The sequence below is a fragment of the Sphingomonas sp. SORGH_AS_0950 genome (genome assembly GCF_030818415.1).
Taxonomy (GTDB): Bacteria; Pseudomonadota; Alphaproteobacteria; order Sphingomonadales; family Sphingomonadaceae; genus Sphingomonas.
In genome coordinates this window covers 3,175,125-3,192,215 of the sequence record NZ_JAUTAE010000001.1, presented here as the reverse complement: position 1 = coordinate 3,192,215, position 17,091 = coordinate 3,175,125, and the positions used below count along the sequence as shown (strand labels likewise).

Here is a 17,091-nt window from a genome sequence, read left to right as displayed (position 1 = left end):
CACTTCGACTTCGCTCAGTGCGAACGGGTTGGGTCGCCAAGGCCATTCCCATCCCCCACACTCCGTTCAGCCTGAGCGAAGTCGAAGGCCAAGGGAAAACCCGTCCCGCCCCCAGTGCGCCAAAGACGCCCCTGCCGGACGAGATGTCCAAGCAAGTCATGCCGCTATCAGCGCCCCCACCATCCCGGCGAAGGCCGGGATCCAGTTGGGCGGACATTGATGCGTTGCCCTACGCGTCCCGCGACTGGCCCCCGGCCTCCGCCGGGGTGGTGCGGAAAGCAGCAAGCAACACGCTGCCCCCTTCCCCATACTGGCATGGTTCCCCCCTTACCGGGGAGAGTTGCGATATGTTAAATCGGTTTGCCGTATGGGAGCGGGGTTGTTTGCGGGTGTCGGGCGTGCACTTCGACTTCGCTCAGTGCGAACGGGTTGGTCGCCAAGGCCATTCCCATCCCCCACACTCCGTTCAGCCTGAGCGAAGTCGAAGGCCAAGGGAAAACCCGTCCCGCTCCCAGTGCGCCAAAGACGCCCCTGCTGGACGAGATGTCCAAGCAAGTCATGCCGCTATCAGCGCCCCCCACCATCCCGGCGAAGGCCGGGATCCAGTGGGGCGGACATTGATGCGTTGCCCTACGCGTCCCGCGACTGGCCCCCGGCCTCGGCCGGGGTGGCGCGGAAAGGAGCAAGCAATAGGCTGCCCCCTTCCCCATACCGGCATGGTTCCCCTCCCCATGCCGGGGAAGATCGCTATTCCGCCGCCTGCGCCTGCCCCTTGTCGAGCAGCGGCTTCAGATACTTGCCCGTAAAGCTACGCGGTTCTGCCGCGACCACTTCGGGCGTGCCGACCGCGACGATCTCGCCGCCCTTGACGCCGCCTTCCGGCCCTAGGTCCACGATCCAGTCGGCGGTCTTGATGACGTCGAGATTATGCTCGATCACCACCACCGTATTACCCTGTTCGACCAGCGCATGCAGCACTTCGAGCAATTTGCGGACGTCCTCGAAGTGAAGCCCCGTGGTCGGCTCGTCGAGGATGTAGAGCGTGTTGCCGGTCGCGCGGCGCGACAATTCCTTGGCCAGCTTCACCCGCTGCGCCTCGCCGCCCGACAGGGTCGTCGCCTGCTGGCCGACCTTGACGTAGCCTAAGCCGACCTCGACCAGCATCGCCATCTTGTCGCGGATCGACGGCACCGCCTGGAAGAATTCGGCGGCGTCCTCGACGGTCATGTCGAGCACATCGGCGATCGAGTGGCCCTTGAACTTCACCTCCAGCGTCTCGCGATTGTAGCGCGCGCCGTGGCAGACGTCGCACGTCACATAGACGTCGGGCAGGAAGTGCATCTCGATCTTGAGCACGCCGTCGCCCTGGCACGCCTCGCACCGGCCGCCCTTGACGTTGAAGCTGAACCGGCCGGGCTTGTAGCCGCGCGCCTGCGCCTCGGGCAGCCCCGCGAACCAGTCGCGAATCTGGGTGAAGGCGCCGGTATAGGTCGCCGGGTTCGATCGCGGGGTGCGGCCGATCGGCGACTGGTCGATGTCGATCACCTTGTCGAGATGTTCGAGCCCGCTGATCTTCTCATGCTTGCCTGCCAGGATGCGCGCGCCGTTGAGCGTCCGCGCGGCGGCGGCATAGAGGGTGTCGATGGTGAAGCTCGACTTGCCCGAGCCCGATACGCCGGTGATACAGGTGAAGGTGCCGAGCGGAATGCTCGCGGTCACGCCCTGGAGGTTGTTGGCGGTCGCCTTGTACACGGTCAGCTTCTTGCCCGAGCCCTTGCGGCGCTTGGCGGGCACCGCGATCTCGCGCGTGCCGTTGAGGTAATCGGCGGTGACGCTGGTCTTGGACTTGAGCAATTGCTTCAGCGTGCCGTGCGCGACGATCTGGCCGCCATGCACGCCAGCACCCGGCCCCATGTCGATGACATAATCGGCGGTGCGGATCGCATCCTCGTCATGCTCGACCACCAGCACGGTGTTGCCCAGGTCGCGCAACCGCCGCAGGGTCGCGAGCAGCATGTCGTTGTCGCGCTGGTGAAGTCCGATCGACGGCTCGTCCAGCACGTACAGCACGCCCGAGAGGCCCGAACCGATCTGCGACGCCAGGCGAATCCGCTGGCTCTCGCCACCCGACAGCGTGCCGCTGGTCCGGTCGAGATTCAGGTAATCCAGCCCTACATTGTTGAGGAAGCCCAGCCGCTCGACAATTTCCTTCAGGATCGGCTGCGCGATGGCGCGCTGCTGGTCGGTCAGATGTTCGGGCAGGCCGGTGAAAAACGCCAGCGCGTCCACCACCGACAGGCGGGTCGCATAAGAGATGTCCTGCATCGCGACCTTCACCGCCCGCGCCTCGGGCTTCAGCCGCGCGCCATGGCAGACTTCGCAGGGCTGCGACGACTGATAGTTGGACAGTTCCTCGCGCATCCAGGCGCTCTCGGTCTGGAGCATCCGGCGGTTGAGGTTGCCGATCACGCCCTCGAACGGCTTCTTGACGTCATAGGACTTCTTGCCGTCGATGAAGGTCAGCGTGACCGCCTTGCCCTTGGTGCCATGCAGGATCACCTCCTGCACCTTGGGGTCGAGGTCCTTCCACGGCGTCTCCAGCGAGAAGCCGAACTCACGCGCGAGGCTGCCCAGCACCTGCATATAATAGGGGCTGGGCGGGTTGGACTTGGCCCAGGGCACGACCGCGCCCTTCTTGATCGACAGCTCGTGATTGGGGACGACCAGATCCTCGTCGAAGATCAGCTTCTCGCCCAGGCCGTCACAGGCCGGGCACGCCCCCTGCGGCGCGTTGAACGAGAAGAGGCGCGGCTCGATTTCGGAAATGGTGAAGCCGGAGATCGGGCAGGCGAACTTCTCCGAGAATACGATCCGGCCATCGGGCGCATTGTCGCCCAGCACCGCCGACTTGGGCGTGTGCGGCTCGACCGGATCGGCGGGGTCGACATAGGCAAGCCCGTCGGCCAGCTTCAGCGCGGTCTCGAAACTGTCGGCCAGGCGGGTCGCGATATCCTCGCGCACCACCAAGCGGTCGACCACCACCTCGATGTCGTGCTTGAACTTCTTGTCGAGCGCCGGCGCCTCGTCGATCTCGTAGAGCTGGCCGTCGATGCGGACGCGGGTGAAGCCCGCCTTCTGCCACTCGGCCATTTCCTTGCGATATTCGCCCTTGCGGCCGCGCACCACGGGCGCGAGCAGATAGAGGCGCGTGCCCTCGGGCAGCGTCATCACCCGGTCGACCATCTGGCTGACCGTCTGCGCCGCGATCGGCTCGCCGGTGGCGGGGCTGTAGGGGATGCCGACACGCGCCCAGAGCAGGCGCATATAGTCGTAGATTTCGGTGACCGTCGCCACGGTCGAGCGCGGGTTGCGGCTGGTCGTCTTCTGCTCGATCGAGATGGCGGGCGACAGCCCCTCGATATGGTCGACGTCCGGCTTCTGCATCATCTCCAGGAACTGGCGCGCATAGGCCGACAGCGACTCGACATAGCGGCGCTGCCCCTCGGCATAGATGGTGTCGAACGCGAGGCTGGACTTGCCCGACCCCGACAGGCCGGTGATCACCGTCAGCGTGTCACGGGGAATGTCGATATCGACATCCTTGAGATTGTGCTCGCGCGCGCCGCGGACGGAAATCTTGGTCAGCATGAGGCAGGTTCTACTTCTGTTCCGGAGAGAAGGCCAGAGGCGAGATAGGAAGCGACAGGCCCCATTGCGAGGGGCGGTTTGGGACGGGCTTGCAGGAACGCCGGAGCTTCGCCCATGATCCCTTTGAAAAGCCGGGGGCTTGGCAATTCCCGCGCTTTGCATGATACACTGTCTCATTTCCGAGGGGGAGCGTTTCCATCTTGTCCAAGACCCTGCACCTGTCCGCCCTGTTGCTGTTGGCCGCTCAGACGACGCCTGCGCTGGCGCAAAAGGCCGAGAAGACCGAGACCAAGACCACCGAAACCAAGGACGACGACAGCAAGCGTCCGCCGCTCCCCGCCGACAGGACGATCACGCAAAGCGCGCGGATCGGCGGCCGGGTCGTCACCTACAAGGCGACCGTGGGCACGATCCCGGTGCGCGACGACAAGGGCAAGGAGATCGGGCAGGTCGTCTATACCGCCTATACCGTGCCCGGCGGCGATGTGCGGCGCCCGGTGACCTTCGCGTTCAACGGCGGGCCGGGCGCGTCGTCGGTCTATCTGAACATGGGCGCGGTGGGGCCCAAGCGCGTCCCCTTCGGCGCGCAGGGCGATGCGCCGTCCGACGCGCCGGTCACGACCGACAATCCGAACAGCTGGCTGGACTTCACCGACCTGGTCTTCATCGACCCCATCGGCACCGGCTTCAGCCGCAGCCTGGTGGACGAGGCGGAGACCAAGAAGGCCTTCTACGCCAACGACCCGGACATCAAATATCTGTCCAAGGTCGTCTATGACTGGCTGGTCAAGGAAGGCCGGTTGCGCTCGCCCAAATATGTGATGGGCGAAAGCTATGGCGGCTACCGCGCGCCGCGCATCGCCTATGAGCTTCAGTCGCAGATCGGCGTCGGGGTCAACGGGCTGGTGATGGTGTCGCCCTATCTCGACCCGGCCTCGGGCGACGACGCCACCGCGCTGTCGCCGCTGCCCTGGATGATCGACCTGCCCTCGATGGCGGCGGCCCAGCTGGAGCGGCAGGGCAAGCTGACCCCCGAGGCGATGGCGGGCGTCGAGGCCTATGCGCGCGGCGATTACCTGCGCGACCTGATGCGCGGGCGGTCGGACACCCAGGCGGTCGACCGGCTGGTCAGCCGCGTCACCGAGCTGACCGGCCTCGACCCCGCGCTGGTCCGCCGGCTGGGCGGGCGGATCGATACGCGGACGTACTTGCGCGAGATTCACCGCAACGATTCGACGATCGGCAGCATCTACGACTCGAACGTCACCGCCTTCGACCCCTTCCCCTGGTCGTCGCAGCAGCGGTCCAACGACCCGCTGCTCGACTCGCTGATCGCGCCGACGACCAGCGCGATGGTCGATTTCGTGACGCGCGAAGTGGGCTGGAAGACCGACGCGCGCTATCATGCGCTGTCCTATGAGGTGAACAGCGCCTGGGATCGCGGCAAGCCCGACGACACCCCCGTCACCGACCTGCGCAAGGCGATCGCCAACGATCCCAAGATGAAGGTGATGATCGTCCATGGCTGGGACGACCTGTCCTGCCCCTATTTCGCGTCGCGGCTGATCGTCGACCAGATGCCGAGCTATGGCGTGGCGCAGCGGGTGCATCTGAACGTCTATCCGGGCGGGCACATGTTCTACAGCCGCACCGACAGCGGCGCGGCGTTCCGGCGCGATGCGATGGCGATGTACGGGGGATAAGTCTTGCATCCATTGTCGATGCTTTTGACCGATCCCGACAGCCGTTCACGCTGAGCGAAGTCGAAGCGCACGCCAGGCGGGTTCCCGATTCCCTTGGCCTTCGACTGCGCTCAGGCTGAACGGAGCGAGGGATTGGGCGAAACCGGTTCCAACTTTGCTTTGCCCTTTTGAAATCCTCTCGATGATCCCCATCGGGAGGATTTCAACTTATGGCGAGCCCGGCGGCGATCGAGGCGTTCATTCGGCGCTGGCAGGCGTGCGAAGGCGGGGCGGAGCGCGCCAATTATGCGCTGTTCCTGACCGAGCTGTGCGCGATCCTCGGCGTCGCCCCGCCTGAGCCCGCCCATGCCACCAGCGCCCGCAACGACTATGTCTTCGAGCGCGCGGTCATCCTGCCCGGTGACGAGGACCGGCGCGGGCGGATCGACCTCTACAAGCGCGGCTGCTTCGTGCTGGAGGCCAAGCAGAGCCGCGAGGGCCTGGGCGCGAAATCGCTCGCCGCCGAAGGTCCGCTGCTCCCCGGCCTGCTCCCCGGCCTGCTCCCCGATGGGGCGGGCGCCGCGCCCCGGTCGCGGCAATGGGACATATTGATGCGCCGCGCGCGCGAACAGGCCGAGCAATATGCCCGCGCGCTACCCGTCGATCATGGCTGGCCGCCCTTCCTGATCGTGGTCGATGTCGGCCGGGTGATCGAGCTGTTCGCCGACTTTTCGGGCCAGGGGAAGCATTACAAGCAATTCCCCGACCGCGCCCGCTTCCGCATCGCGCTGGACGATCTGCGCCGCGAGGAGGTGCGCCAGCGGCTGGCGGCGATCTGGGACGCGCCGCATTCGCTGGACCCGACCCGTCATGCCGCCGCCGTCACCCGCGACGTGGCGACTCGGCTGGCCAGCATCTCCAGGCTGCTGGAGGAGCGCGGGCATGATCCGGAGGGGGTGGCGCTGTTCCTGATGCGCTGCCTGTTCACCATGTTCGCCGAGCATAGCGGACTGCTGCCCGCCGGGGGTTTTGTCACCCTGTTGTCGGACGCGCGCGAGCGACCCGATGCCTTCGTGCCCTGGATCGAGGATCTGTGGCATTCGATGGACCGGGGCGGCGAGGCCAATGTGCTGCGCTGCGCGGTGCGGCGGTTCAATGGCGGGCTGTTCCACACCGCCGACGCCCTGCCCCTCAACCGCGAGGAGATTGGCGAGCTGCTCGCCGCCGCCAAGCGCGACTGGCGCGATGTCGAGCCCGCCATCTTCGGCACGCTGCTCGAACAGGCGCTCGATCCGGCGCAGCGGCGGCGGCTGGGCGCGCATTACACGCCGCGCGCCTATGTCGAGCGGCTGGTGACCGCGACCGTCATCGCCCCCTTGCGCGACGACTGGGCGCAGGTGCTGAGCGCGATGGAGAATGAACGCGCCGACAATCCCCGCGCCGCCGTGCAGCGGGTGCGCGATTTCCACCGGCGGCTGGCGGCGATCCGCGTCCTGGACCCCGCCTGCGGGACCGGCAATTTCCTCTATGTCACGCTCGAGCTGATGAAGCGGCTGGAGGGCGAGGTGCTGGAGGTGCTGGCCGAGCTGTCGGGCGAGGAGATACTGCACCTCGATACCGAGACGGTCCACCCGCGCAATTTCCACGGGATCGAGGTCAACGCCCGCGCCGCCGCCATCGCGCAGCTGGTGCTGTGGCTGGGCTATATCCGCTGGCAGTTGCGCAATGGCGGGCAGGTGTCCGACCCGGTGCTGGAGGATGTCCAGTCGATCGTCACCGCCGACGCGCTGCTCACCCCCACGGGCCAGCGGACGCCCTGGCCGGAGGCGGAGTTCATCGTCGGCAACCCGCCCTTCATCGGCGGCAAGGACCTGCGCGGGCGCTTGCCCGAGGGCATGGCGGAGGCACTGTGGCGCGCCTATCCCAAAATGCCGCGCGCCGCCGATTACGTCCTCTATTGGTGGGACCGCGCCGCGCAGGCGCTGGCGGTGCGGGATACGCCGCTGATCCGCTTCGGCTTCGTCACGACCAATTCGATCACCCAGACCTTCGGCCGCCGGGTCATCGCCCGCGCGCTGGAGGGTACGCCGCCGCTCTCGATCCTGCTGGCGATCCCCGACCATCCCTGGACCAAGGCAACGCCCGATGCCGCGATGGTGCGGATCGCGATGACGGTCATGGGGCGCGGCACGGTCGACGGCCGACGCCTGCGCATCGCCGGGGAGAGCGGGCTGGACAGCGACACGCCCGACATCCGCTTCGCCGAGACGGTCGGGCGGATCAATGCGGACCTGTCGGTGGGAACGGACGTGACCCAGGCCCGGCCATTGCTCGCAAACCAATGGCTATGTTCGCCCGGCGTGAAACTCCACGGCGCGGGCTTCATCGTGTCCTCGGCCGAGGCGGAGATGCTGGGGCTCGGCCGCCGCGAGGGGCTGGAACGACATATCCGCCCCTATTGCCACGGCCGCGACCTGACCGCGCGGACGCGCGGGGCCATGGTGATCGACCTGCTGGGCCTGTCCGAAGCCGAGGTGCGCCAGCGCTTTCCCGAGGTCTATGGCCATGTGCTGCGGAGCGTGAAGCCCGAGCGCGACGACAATGCACGGGCGACCTATCGCAACCAATGGTGGCTGTTCGGCGAACCCCGCCGCGAGCTGCGCCCCGCGCTCGACGGCTTGTCGCGCTATATCGCGACCGTCGAGACGGCCAAGCATCGCATCTTCCAGTTCCTGCCCGCCGACACCCTGCCCGACAACATGCTGGTCTGCGTCGCCACCGAGGATGCCTTTCATCTTGGCGTCCTGTCGTCCTCGGCGAGCCTGGCATGGACCTATGCCAATTGCGGGCTGATGGGCGTCGCGAAATTCGAGCAGGGCCATCGCTATACCAAGACGCAAGTCTTCGACCCCTTCCCCTTCCCCGATGCCAGCGACCCCGCCCGCCGGGTCATCGCCGACCTCGCCGAGGAACTCGACGCCACGCGCAAGCGCATCCTGGCCGAGACGCCCGACCTGACCCTGACCGGCCTGTACAATCTGCGTCACCGGCTGGTCGCGGGGGACAGGCTGACCGCCGGGGACGAAGCGCTTCGCCGCCGGGGATCGGTCGACCTGATCGCGCGGCTGCACGACCAGATCGATGCCGCCGTCATCGCCGCCTATGGCTGGCCCGCCGCGATCCCGGCGGCGGAGAGGGTCGCGCGGCTGGTCGCGCTCAACGCGCAGCGCCGGGCGGACGAGCGCGCCGGCCATGTCCTGTGGCTGCGTCCCGACTTCCAGAGCCGCCGCGCGGGCGCGACCCCGCTCGGCCCGACCGAACGCGCGCTGCCGCTCGCCGAGCCTGCCGCGACCAAACCCAGCTTTCCGCGCGACCTTGGCGGGCGGATCGCCAGCGTCTTCGCGCTGCTCGGCACCGACCGCCCCTTGTCCGCCGCCGCCATCGCCCGCCATTTCGCGCAAGGCCGCCAGGTCGAGCGCGCGGTCGTCGCCGCGCTTCAGGGCGCGGTGCGGCTGGGCTATGTCGCGCAGGGGCCGGAGGGCTATCGCCTGCGCCGGGTGGCATGAGTCGCCGATCCACGCTAGAGCCGCAACCGTATACGAAACGGAGCGAGTGACATGGCAGGGATGATCGGCGGATCGACGGCGGAGCGCGAACTGGCGGAGCTGTCGCCCTGGGCCAACCCCGCGCCGCCGATCGATGCCGCCGAACGCGCCCGCCGGATCGCGCGCGCCCGCGCGCTGATGGCCGAGACGGGCGCCGATGCACTGCTGATCGGCGCGGGGGCGTCCTTGCGCTATTTCACCGGCGTCGCGTGGGGGCCGACCGAGCGGCTGGTCGCGATGCTGCTTCCCGTCGCGGGCGATCCGATCTTCATCTGCCCCGGTTTCGAACTGGGCTCGTTCGAGGCGAGCCTCGCCATCCCCGCCACCGACATCCGCCTGTGGGAAGAGGATGAAAGCCCCTCCGCGCTGGTCGCCGATGCGCTGGCGGCGATGGGGGCCAGGACGCTCGCCATCGATCCCGCCATGGCGTTCCTGTTCGTCGAGCGGATCCGCGCCGCCGCGCCCGGCGTCGCGCTGGTCAGCGGCGCGGCGGTCGTCGATGGATGTCGGATGATCAAGTCGCCCACCGAGATCGCGCTCATGCAGCAGGCAATGGACATGACGCTGGAGGTGCATCGCCGCGCCGCGCGCATCCTGCACGAGGGCATTCGCGCGTCGGAGGTGATCCGCTTCATCGACGCCGCGCACCGCGCGCTGGGCGCATCGACCGGCAATTATTTCTGTGCGGTGCAGTTCGGCCGCTCGACCGCCTTTCCGCATGGCCTGCCGCAGGACGACGTGCTGCGCGACGGCGACGTGGTGCTGGTCGATACCGGCACGCTGATCGACGGCTATCATAGCGATATCACCCGCACCTATGCGTTCGGCGATGTCGGCGACGAGGTCCGCCGCATCTGGGACATCGAGAAGGAGGCCCAGGCCGCCGCCTTCGCCGCCGTCCGGCCTGGCGAACCGTGCGAGGCGGTCGACTATGCTGCCCGCGCGGTGCTGGAGCGCGCGGGGCTGGGTCCCGACTATCGCCTGCCCGGCCTGCCGCACCGCACGGGCCACGGCATCGGCCTGTCGATCCACGAGCCTGCCTATCTGGTGCGCGGCGACCGGACGCCGCTGAGCCCCGGCATGTGCTTTTCCAACGAACCGATGATCGTCGTGCCGGATCGCTTCGGCGTGCGGCTGGAAGATCACTTCTATGTCACGGAGACGGGTGCCGCCTGGTTCACCGAGCCGCAGCCCGCGATCGACGATCTGGGGTGAGGCGCGAGCCCGGCTGAGGCCGGGATTGGTTCACGCGAAGGCGCGAAGACGCGAAGGATTTTGTTCGCGCGGAGACGCGGAGGCGCGGAGATGATCGCCCGCGCGGCAGCGCTCTGGAATCAGCAACGGGTGGAGATTGGAGGGCCGCTGGCGCGGCGAGTCCCTCCACCTCCGCGTCTCCGCGCGAACCTCTTCTTCTTCGCGCCCTCGCGTCTTCGCGTGAAAATCGCCTCAGACGACGGTGAACCCGGCCCAGAAAGGGTCCTCGCGATCGATCCAGATCGTGTTGAAACCCGTCGCCACCGCCGAGCCCTGGATCGACGGCACGATCGCCGCCTGCCCGCCGAGTTCGGTCGCTTCCTCCACCCGGCCGATGAAGCGGCTGCGGATATAGCTTTCGTGGACGAAGCGGTCGCCGACGCGCAAGCGCCCCTTGGCCGCCAGATGCGCCAACCGCGCCGAGGTGCCGGTGCCGCATGGGGAACGGTCGATCGCGCGTTCGCCATAGAAGACCGCGTTGCGCCCATCGGCATCCTCGGCCGAGGGCTTGTCCGCCCAGAGCACATGGCTGACCCCCCGGATCGAGGGTTCGAGCGGATGCACCGGCTCGAACTTCTCGCGCACCAGTTCGCGGATCGTCCGGCTCAACTCGACCAGCTTCGACGCGCCCAGATCGTCCAGCCCGGTATAGGCCCCCTGCGGCTCGACGATGGCGTAATAGTTGCCGCCATAGGCGACATCCAGCGTCAGCGGGCCGAAGCCCGGCACGTCGATTTCGATGCCCTCGGCCGCCAGATAGGCGGGGACGTTGCGGATGCGGACCGCCGTGACCTTGGCGCCTTCCTTCTCATATTCGATATGGATGGTGCCCGCCGGCACCTCGACCTTCAGCTTGCCCGGCTCGCGCGGGGTGATGAGGCCGTTTTCCAGGCCGAAGGTGATCATGCCGATCGTGCCGTGCCCGCACATGGGCAGGCAGCCGCTGGTCTCGATGAACAGGATCGCCGCGTCGCTGTCGGGCTCGCACGGCGGATAGAGGAAGCCGCCCGACATCATGTCATGCCCGCGCGGCTCGAAGCACAGCCCGGTGCGGATCCAGTCGAAGCGTTCCAGAAAGTCCAGCCGCCGCTCGGCCATGCTGCTCCCGCGCAACAGCGGCGCACCGCCCGCGACCAGCCGGACCGGATTGCCCGCGGTATGGCCGTCGATACAGAAAAAGGTGTGGCGGATGGTCGGTGACGTCATCGGGATTCCCTTGCTAGGAAATCCGTATACGATATGACCCGACTTATGCCCAAGCCCGAAAATCACGCCGCCGCCCCGCAAGATCGCACCGCCCTGATCGTCGGGGGCGGCGTCATCGGGACCACTACCGCGCTGGCGCTGCAACGGGCCGGATGGGCGGTGACGCTGGTCGAGGCGGAGGAGACCCCACGCGCCGCCTCCTGGGGCAATGCGGGCCATATCGCGACCGAGCAGGCCGAGCCGATCGCCTCGCCCGCGATGGTGCGCGGCTTTGCCAGACGGCTGTTCTTTCGCGGCGGCGCACTGGCGCTGCCCCCGCGCGAGATCGCGACCTGGCTGCCCTTCGCGCTGCGGTTGCTGGGCGCGGCACGGGCCGATCGCTATCGGCGGGCGCATGGCGCACTTGCCGCTCTGCTGGCACAGGCCATGCCCGCCTGGCGGCGTCATGTCGCGGCGCTGGGCGCGCCCGAGCTGCTGCGCGAGGACGGTCATGTCGTGCTGTGGGAAACCCCCGAAAGCGCCGCGCGCGGGCTTGCCGGGTGGCAGGCGGCGGACACCGGCACCGCGCGCTTCCGCGCCCTGACCGAGGCGGAGTTGCAGGACTGGCGCACCCGCGTCCACGCCCCGCTCGCGGGCGGCATCCGCTTCGAGGGGAGCGGCCAGATCGCCGACCCGACCCAACTTGCCGAGGCCGCCCTCGCCCGCTTCCTGGCGGACGGCGGCACGCGCATCGTGGGACGCGTGGCGGCGGTCGGCGACGGCGAGGCGCGGCTCGAGGACGGCCGCCGCCTGTCGGCGGCGCAGATCGTCGTGACGGCGGGCGTGGCGAGCGCCGTGCTGCTCCGTCCGTTCGGGCTCAAGGCCCCGATCATCGCCGAGCGCGGCTATCACCTCCAGACCGGCCCGGCGGTCGACTGGCCCGCCGACCTGCCCCCGGTGGTGTTCGAGGACCGCTCGATGATCGTCACCCGCTTCGCCGGTGGCCTGCGCGCCGCCAGCATCGTCGAGTTCGCCCGCGCCCAGGCCAAACCCGACCCCGCCAAATGGAACCGCCTGCGCCGCCACATCGCGGCGCTGGGCCTGCCGATCGGCGAGGACGCCAAACCCTGGATGGGCGCGCGGCCGACCCTGCCGGATTACTTGCCAGCGATCGGGCGGGCGCCGGGGACGACGGGCGTGTCCTATGCCTTCGGGCACAACCATCTGGGCCTGACCCTTGCGCCGATTACGGGGGAGTTGGTGGCGGCGATGCTGGATGGAAAGGCGTCACCCGTGCCTCTGGAACCGTTCGGATTGGCGCGGTTCGGGTGATCCGGAAACGACATGCACCGGCGCGAATGACGGAAATTGGTGGTGAGCGGTCCGGCAGCTTTCAGAGGTGAGCCAAAGATAGTTGTTGTTCAATCCAGCAGAGCAATCGCGTTCAGCGTTTCCGCCCGAGAGGGTCGCCATTCATCATTGCCCGTGGCAAACCGGCCGCTGTCATCTTCGATGAAGAACACGGCGCCCCGCACGGCATCGTCCGCAAATTCAAAGTCGTCGTTCATGACGATGCAATCTGCGAGGTAGTTCGCCGCATCGAACGGCAACCGATCGTCGGCTACGGCTTTTAGCAAACGTCGTGCGCCCTCTCTGGTCACCACAAATCGCGGCCCCCTGGAGACTAGGATGTTGCCCTTCGCCGTGTCTCTCAGTGCGGTTCTAAATGCGGCAACTTCAGCGCGTATCTCTCGTGCCAAACCTTCCGCGGAGAGTGTGCCCGACAAAAACTTGACGATCGATCCGTGCTGCATTCTGACACGCTGCACCGGGCAATCAACGTCCGCAATCAAGAAGTACGAGGGTGACGGTCAATGTCCGCAAGTGGGCGTTAGCGGACGACCTGCTCGATAGCATTTGCCCAATCATCCGGCGTTGCCGGGTCGTTGTGGATGATCGACAAAAGCTGGGCAATGTCATCAGATGACCGCAGGCCTCGCTCCCAGTAAGCCTCAAGATAAACGCACATCGCCCTGAAAGCGGTTTGTTCGTCCAACAGGCGCGGCTGGTGTTCAAGCGACATTACCGCACGATGACAGATCGCAAAGCCATGCTCAATGTCTGCAAGTGGGCGACATCCCCCATTCCGTGCGAAGAATCCCCAACCACGCCGCGAGCGTCTCCACCACGCCTCCCCCCTCGACATCCCGCCTCCATCCGCTATCGGTTAACCACAGCGCATCGGGGGGAGCGGCGACCGGGTCCGTGCAGATCAAGCGGCTTCGCATTTCGGGTTTCAAGAGCTTCGTCGATCCGGCCGATCTGGTCATCGAACCGGGGCTGACCGGCGTTGTCGGGCCCAATGGCTGCGGCAAGTCGAACCTGCTCGAAGCGCTGCGCTGGACGATGGGGGAGAACAGCGCGCGGTCGATGCGCGGTGCGGGGATGGAAGACGTCATCTTCGCGGGCACCGCCAGCCGCCCGCCGCGCGACTTCGCCGAGGTCACGATCCTGGCCGAGCGTGAGGGCGAGGAGACCGAGATCGTCCGCCGGATCGAACGCGGCGCGGGCTCGGCATACCGGATCGACGGGCGCGACGTGCGCGCCAAGGACGTGGCGCTGCTGTTCGCCGATGCCGCAACCGGCGCGCATTCGCCAGCCCTCGTCAGCCAGAACCGGATCGGCGCGGTCATCGCCGCCAAGCCCGCCGAGCGCCGCGCGATGCTGGAGGAAGCCGCCGGGATCGCCGGGCTCCACGTCCGCCGCCGCGATGCGGAGGCCAAGCTGCGCGCGACCGAGGCCAATCTCACCCGGCTGGACGAGGCGATCGCCGACCAGGATGCCCGCATCGCGACCCTGCGGCGACAGGCGCGCGCGGCGGAGCGCTATCGCCTGATCTCCGACCAGATCCGCATGGCCGAGGCGCGGATGATCTTCGCCCGCTGGCGCGACGCCGCCGATGCCGCCGCAGCCGCCCGGATCGAGGCCGACGCCGCCGAACGCCGCGTGACCGAGACGACGCAGGCCGAACGGATCGCGGCCGGGGCGCAGGAGCAGGCGGTGGCGCTGGCCGCGCGGACCCGCGCCGCCGCGCTGGCGGCGCGCGATGCGTTGAGCGAGGCGGGCCATGCCCTGTCCCGCGCCCGCGACCAGCGTCACGGGCTGCAACGCCGGATCGAGGAACTGGCATCCTCGCGCACCCGCGTCGGCGAGGACCGGGCGCGCGAGGATGCGCTGGCGCATGACGCCGCCGCCGCCATCCAGCGGCTGACCGACGAGCGCGAGGATCTGGACGCGCGCATCGCCCATGCGACCCAGGCCATGCCCCGGCTCGACACGCTGCTGGCCGAGGCGGAGAGCAAGAATCGCGATGCCGAGGTGGCGCTGGCGCGGGCCCTGTCCGCCCAGGCCGCCGAAGCCGCCGAACGCCGCATCGCCGAGGCCGGGCTGAGCTCCGCGCGCGCGCGCCACGAACGCGCCGAGCGCGAGGCGCGCGGGGTCGCCGCCGCGATCGAGGCGCTGCCCGACCTGGCCGGGCAGGAGGCGGTGCGCGACGCTGCCATCGCCGCGCAGGCCGCCGCGCGCACCGATGCCGACAAGGCGCGCGCCGCCTCGCAATGGGCCGAGGAGAGCGAGGCGATGGCCACCGCCGAACGCGATCCCGCCGAGGCGGCGCGCGCGCAGGCGATCGCCGCGCTCGCCGCGCTGGAGGCCGAGATGACCGCGCTGACCCGCGCGACCGAGCGCAAGGGCGGCGACCGCCTGCTGGACGAGGTGCAGGCCGATCCGGGCTTCGAGCGCGCGCTGGCGGCGGCGCTGGGCGACGAGCTGGATACGCCTTTGGTCGACTGGCAGGGATCGCCCATCGCCGAGGACGATCCCCCCGCCCCGGTCGGCACGCTGCCGCTGGGCGCACGGATCCAGGCGCCCGAGACGCTGGCGCGGCGGCTGTCGCAGATCTTCCTGGTCGAGGCGGATTCGGGCCAGCCGCTCCGCGTCGGCCAGCGGCTGGTCACGCGCGAGGGGCGGCTGCGGCGCTGGGACGGCTATGTCGGCGAGGGCGGCGGCGCGGCGGCGGCGGAGCGGATGGAACGCCGCAACCGGCTGGCGAAGCTGGAGGCGGAGCGTCCGGCGGCGGAAAGCGCGGTCGCCGCCGCCACCGCCGCGCGGGTCACGATCGACGAGCGGATCGCGCGTGCGCGGGGCGCCGCCGCCAGCGCCCGCACGCTGCTCGCCCAGGCCGAGGCCGCGCATCGCGAGGCGCAGCGCGCCGAGGACCGGGCGCAAGCGCAGATCGAACGCCTGTCCGGACAGCGCGCCGACCTCGCCATCCGCGCCGAACGGATCGCCAACGAGATGGACGAGGCGGCGGTCGAATGCGACCGCGCCGCCGCCGCGCTCGCCGCCCTGCCCGACGGCAGCGCGAGCGCGGCGGAGACGGCGCGGCTCCTGACCGAGACGCAGCTCGCCCGCTCGGCGGTGGCGCTCGCGCGGTCGGAGCGGACCACGCTGGAACGCAGCCTGGCGCAGACCCGCGACCGGCTGGCCGCCGCCATTGCCGAGGCACAGGGCTGGGAACAGCGGGCGGGTCAGGCGGCGGGGCGGATCGCCGAGATGGATGCCCGCGCCGCCACGCTGGACCGCGATACCGCCGCCATCGCCGATCGCCCGGCGCAGCTGGCCGAGGAGATCGCCACGCTCGCCGCCGCGCATGATGCCGCCAAGGCGGAGGCGGAGCGGACCCAGGCGGAGGAAGCCGAAGCCGAACGCGCGCTGCGCGCGGCGGAGGCCGCGCATGCCGGGGCCAACGCCCTGCTGTCGGCGGCGCGGGAAGCGCGGGCGGGCGCGCTGGCGCGGGTCGAGAATCACGAATTGCGCCGGGTCGAGCTGGGCCGCGTCTCGGGCGAGCGCTTCGCCTGCCCCGCGCCGGTCCTGCCGGAGAAGCTGGGGTTCGAGAGCGCGGGCGTCGGCTCGCCCCAGGCCGAGGGAGCCGCACACGAGAAGCTGTCCGCCGATCGCGAGCGGATCGGTCCGGTCAACCTCGTCGCCGAACAGGAACTGGCCGAACTCGAGGCCAGCGGCGCGGCAAGCGCGGCGGAGCGCGAGGATCTGGTCCAGGCGGTGGCGCGGCTGCGCGGTTCGATCGGGCTGCTCAACCGCGAGGGGCGGCAGCGGCTGCTCGAGGCGTTCGAGGCGGTCAACGGGCATTTCCAGACGCTGTTCGCGACGCTGTTCGACGGCGGCTCGGCGCATCTGGCGCTGGTCGATTCGGACGATCCGCTGGAGGCGGGGCTGGAGATCATGGCGCAGCCCCCGGGCAAGCGGCTCCAGTCGCTGACCCTGTTGTCGGGGGGCGAACAGGCGCTGACGGCGGTGGCGCTGATCTTCGGGCTGTTCCTGACCAACCCCGCGCCGATCTGCGTGCTGGACGAGGTCGACGCGCCGCTGGACGACGCCAATATCGACCGTTTCTGCGGGCTGCTCGACCGGATGACGCGCGAGACGGACACGCGCTATCTGATCGTGACCCACAATGCGGTGACGATGAGCCGGATGCACCGGCTGTTCGGCGTGACGATGATCGAACGCGGGGTCAGCCGGCTGGTGTCGGTGGATTTGCAGGCGGCGGAGACGTTGCTGGCGGCGGAGTGAGGCCCGTTTCAAAGCGCGATCCAGCGAATTACACCCGTTCCCCGGCGAAGGCCGGGGCCCAGTTG

General features: G+C 68.9%; 9 protein-coding genes. 5 read left to right on the top strand and 4 right to left on the bottom strand.

Features of this window, described 5'->3' with window-relative positions:
• Positions 1-747: 747 nt before the first annotated feature.
• Positions 748-3,648 carry an excinuclease ABC subunit UvrA gene (gene uvrA / locus QE385_RS14260; RefSeq protein ID WP_307102928.1) on the bottom strand — a complete coding sequence of 967 codons (2,901 nt, stop codon included), beginning with the start codon at positions 3,646-3,648 and terminating at the stop codon, positions 748-750.
• 200 nt (positions 3,649-3,848) lie between these two features.
• On the opposite strand from uvrA, the gene QE385_RS14255 reads away from it, so the two are divergent.
• The 3 genes from QE385_RS14255 (at position 3,849) to QE385_RS14245 (ending at position 10,150) form a co-directional block, all read left to right on the top strand.
• On the top strand, positions 3,849-5,351 hold the full coding sequence (locus QE385_RS14255) for a S10 family peptidase (RefSeq protein ID WP_307102926.1): 1,503 nt from the start codon (positions 3,849-3,851) through the stop codon (positions 5,349-5,351).
• Positions 5,352-5,560: 209 nt separating this feature from the next.
• Positions 5,561-8,896, top strand: a complete 3,336-nt coding sequence (locus QE385_RS14250; protein WP_307102924.1) for a DNA methyltransferase — start codon at positions 5,561-5,563, stop codon at positions 8,894-8,896.
• 51 nt (positions 8,897-8,947) lie between these two features.
• Positions 8,948-10,150, top strand: coding sequence for a Xaa-Pro peptidase family protein (locus QE385_RS14245; RefSeq protein WP_307102923.1), 1,203 nt, complete (start codon positions 8,948-8,950; stop codon positions 10,148-10,150).
• A gap of 231 nt (positions 10,151-10,381) precedes the next feature.
• Here the strand turns inward: QE385_RS14245 and QE385_RS14240 are convergent, their stop codons facing one another.
• Entirely contained in the window at positions 10,382-11,395 is a 1,014-nt protein-coding gene (locus tag QE385_RS14240; protein ID WP_307102921.1) for a 4-hydroxyproline epimerase, read from the bottom strand.
• Between the two features lie 33 nt (positions 11,396-11,428).
• Here QE385_RS14240 and QE385_RS14235 point away from each other — a divergent pair, with 33 nt between their 5' ends.
• Positions 11,429-12,706, top strand: a complete 1,278-nt coding sequence (locus QE385_RS14235; protein ID WP_307102919.1) for an FAD-binding oxidoreductase — start codon at positions 11,429-11,431, stop codon at positions 12,704-12,706.
• An 89-nt stretch (positions 12,707-12,795) separates the two neighbouring features.
• Here QE385_RS14235 and QE385_RS14230 read toward each other — a convergent pair whose 3' ends face one another.
• Complete coding sequence (locus tag QE385_RS14230; protein WP_307102917.1) at positions 12,796-13,188, bottom strand: hypothetical protein; 393 nt, start codon at positions 13,186-13,188, stop codon at positions 12,796-12,798.
• Between the two features lie 77 nt (positions 13,189-13,265).
• On the bottom strand, positions 13,266-13,457 hold the full coding sequence (locus tag QE385_RS14225; RefSeq protein WP_307102915.1) for a hypothetical protein: 192 nt from the start codon (positions 13,455-13,457) through the stop codon (positions 13,266-13,268).
• Positions 13,458-13,639: 182 nt separating this feature from the next.
• Here QE385_RS14225 and QE385_RS14220 point away from each other — a divergent pair, with 182 nt between their 5' ends.
• Positions 13,640-17,026 (top strand): chromosome segregation SMC family protein, encoded by a 3,387-nt coding sequence (locus QE385_RS14220; RefSeq protein ID WP_307102913.1) that lies wholly within the window; start codon positions 13,640-13,642, stop codon positions 17,024-17,026.
• The last annotated feature ends 65 nt before the right edge of the window (positions 17,027-17,091 follow it).

Coding starts and splice junctions, on each gene's coding strand:
- QE385_RS14240 (WP_307102921.1), bottom strand. CDS start 11,395: ATGACGTCACCGACCATCCGCCACACCTTTTTCTGTATCGACGGCCAT.
- uvrA (WP_307102928.1), bottom strand. CDS start 3,648: ATGCTGACCAAGATTTCCGTCCGCGGCGCGCGCGAGCACAATCTCAAG.
- QE385_RS14245 (WP_307102923.1), top strand. CDS start 8,948: ATGGCAGGGATGATCGGCGGATCGACGGCGGAGCGCGAACTGGCGGAG.
- QE385_RS14230 (WP_307102917.1), bottom strand. CDS start 13,188: ATGCAGCACGGATCGATCGTCAAGTTTTTGTCGGGCACACTCTCCGCG.
- QE385_RS14250 (WP_307102924.1), top strand. CDS start 5,561: ATGGCGAGCCCGGCGGCGATCGAGGCGTTCATTCGGCGCTGGCAGGCG.
- QE385_RS14235 (WP_307102919.1), top strand. CDS start 11,429: ATGACCCGACTTATGCCCAAGCCCGAAAATCACGCCGCCGCCCCGCAA.
- QE385_RS14225 (WP_307102915.1), bottom strand. CDS start 13,457: ATGTCGCTTGAACACCAGCCGCGCCTGTTGGACGAACAAACCGCTTTC.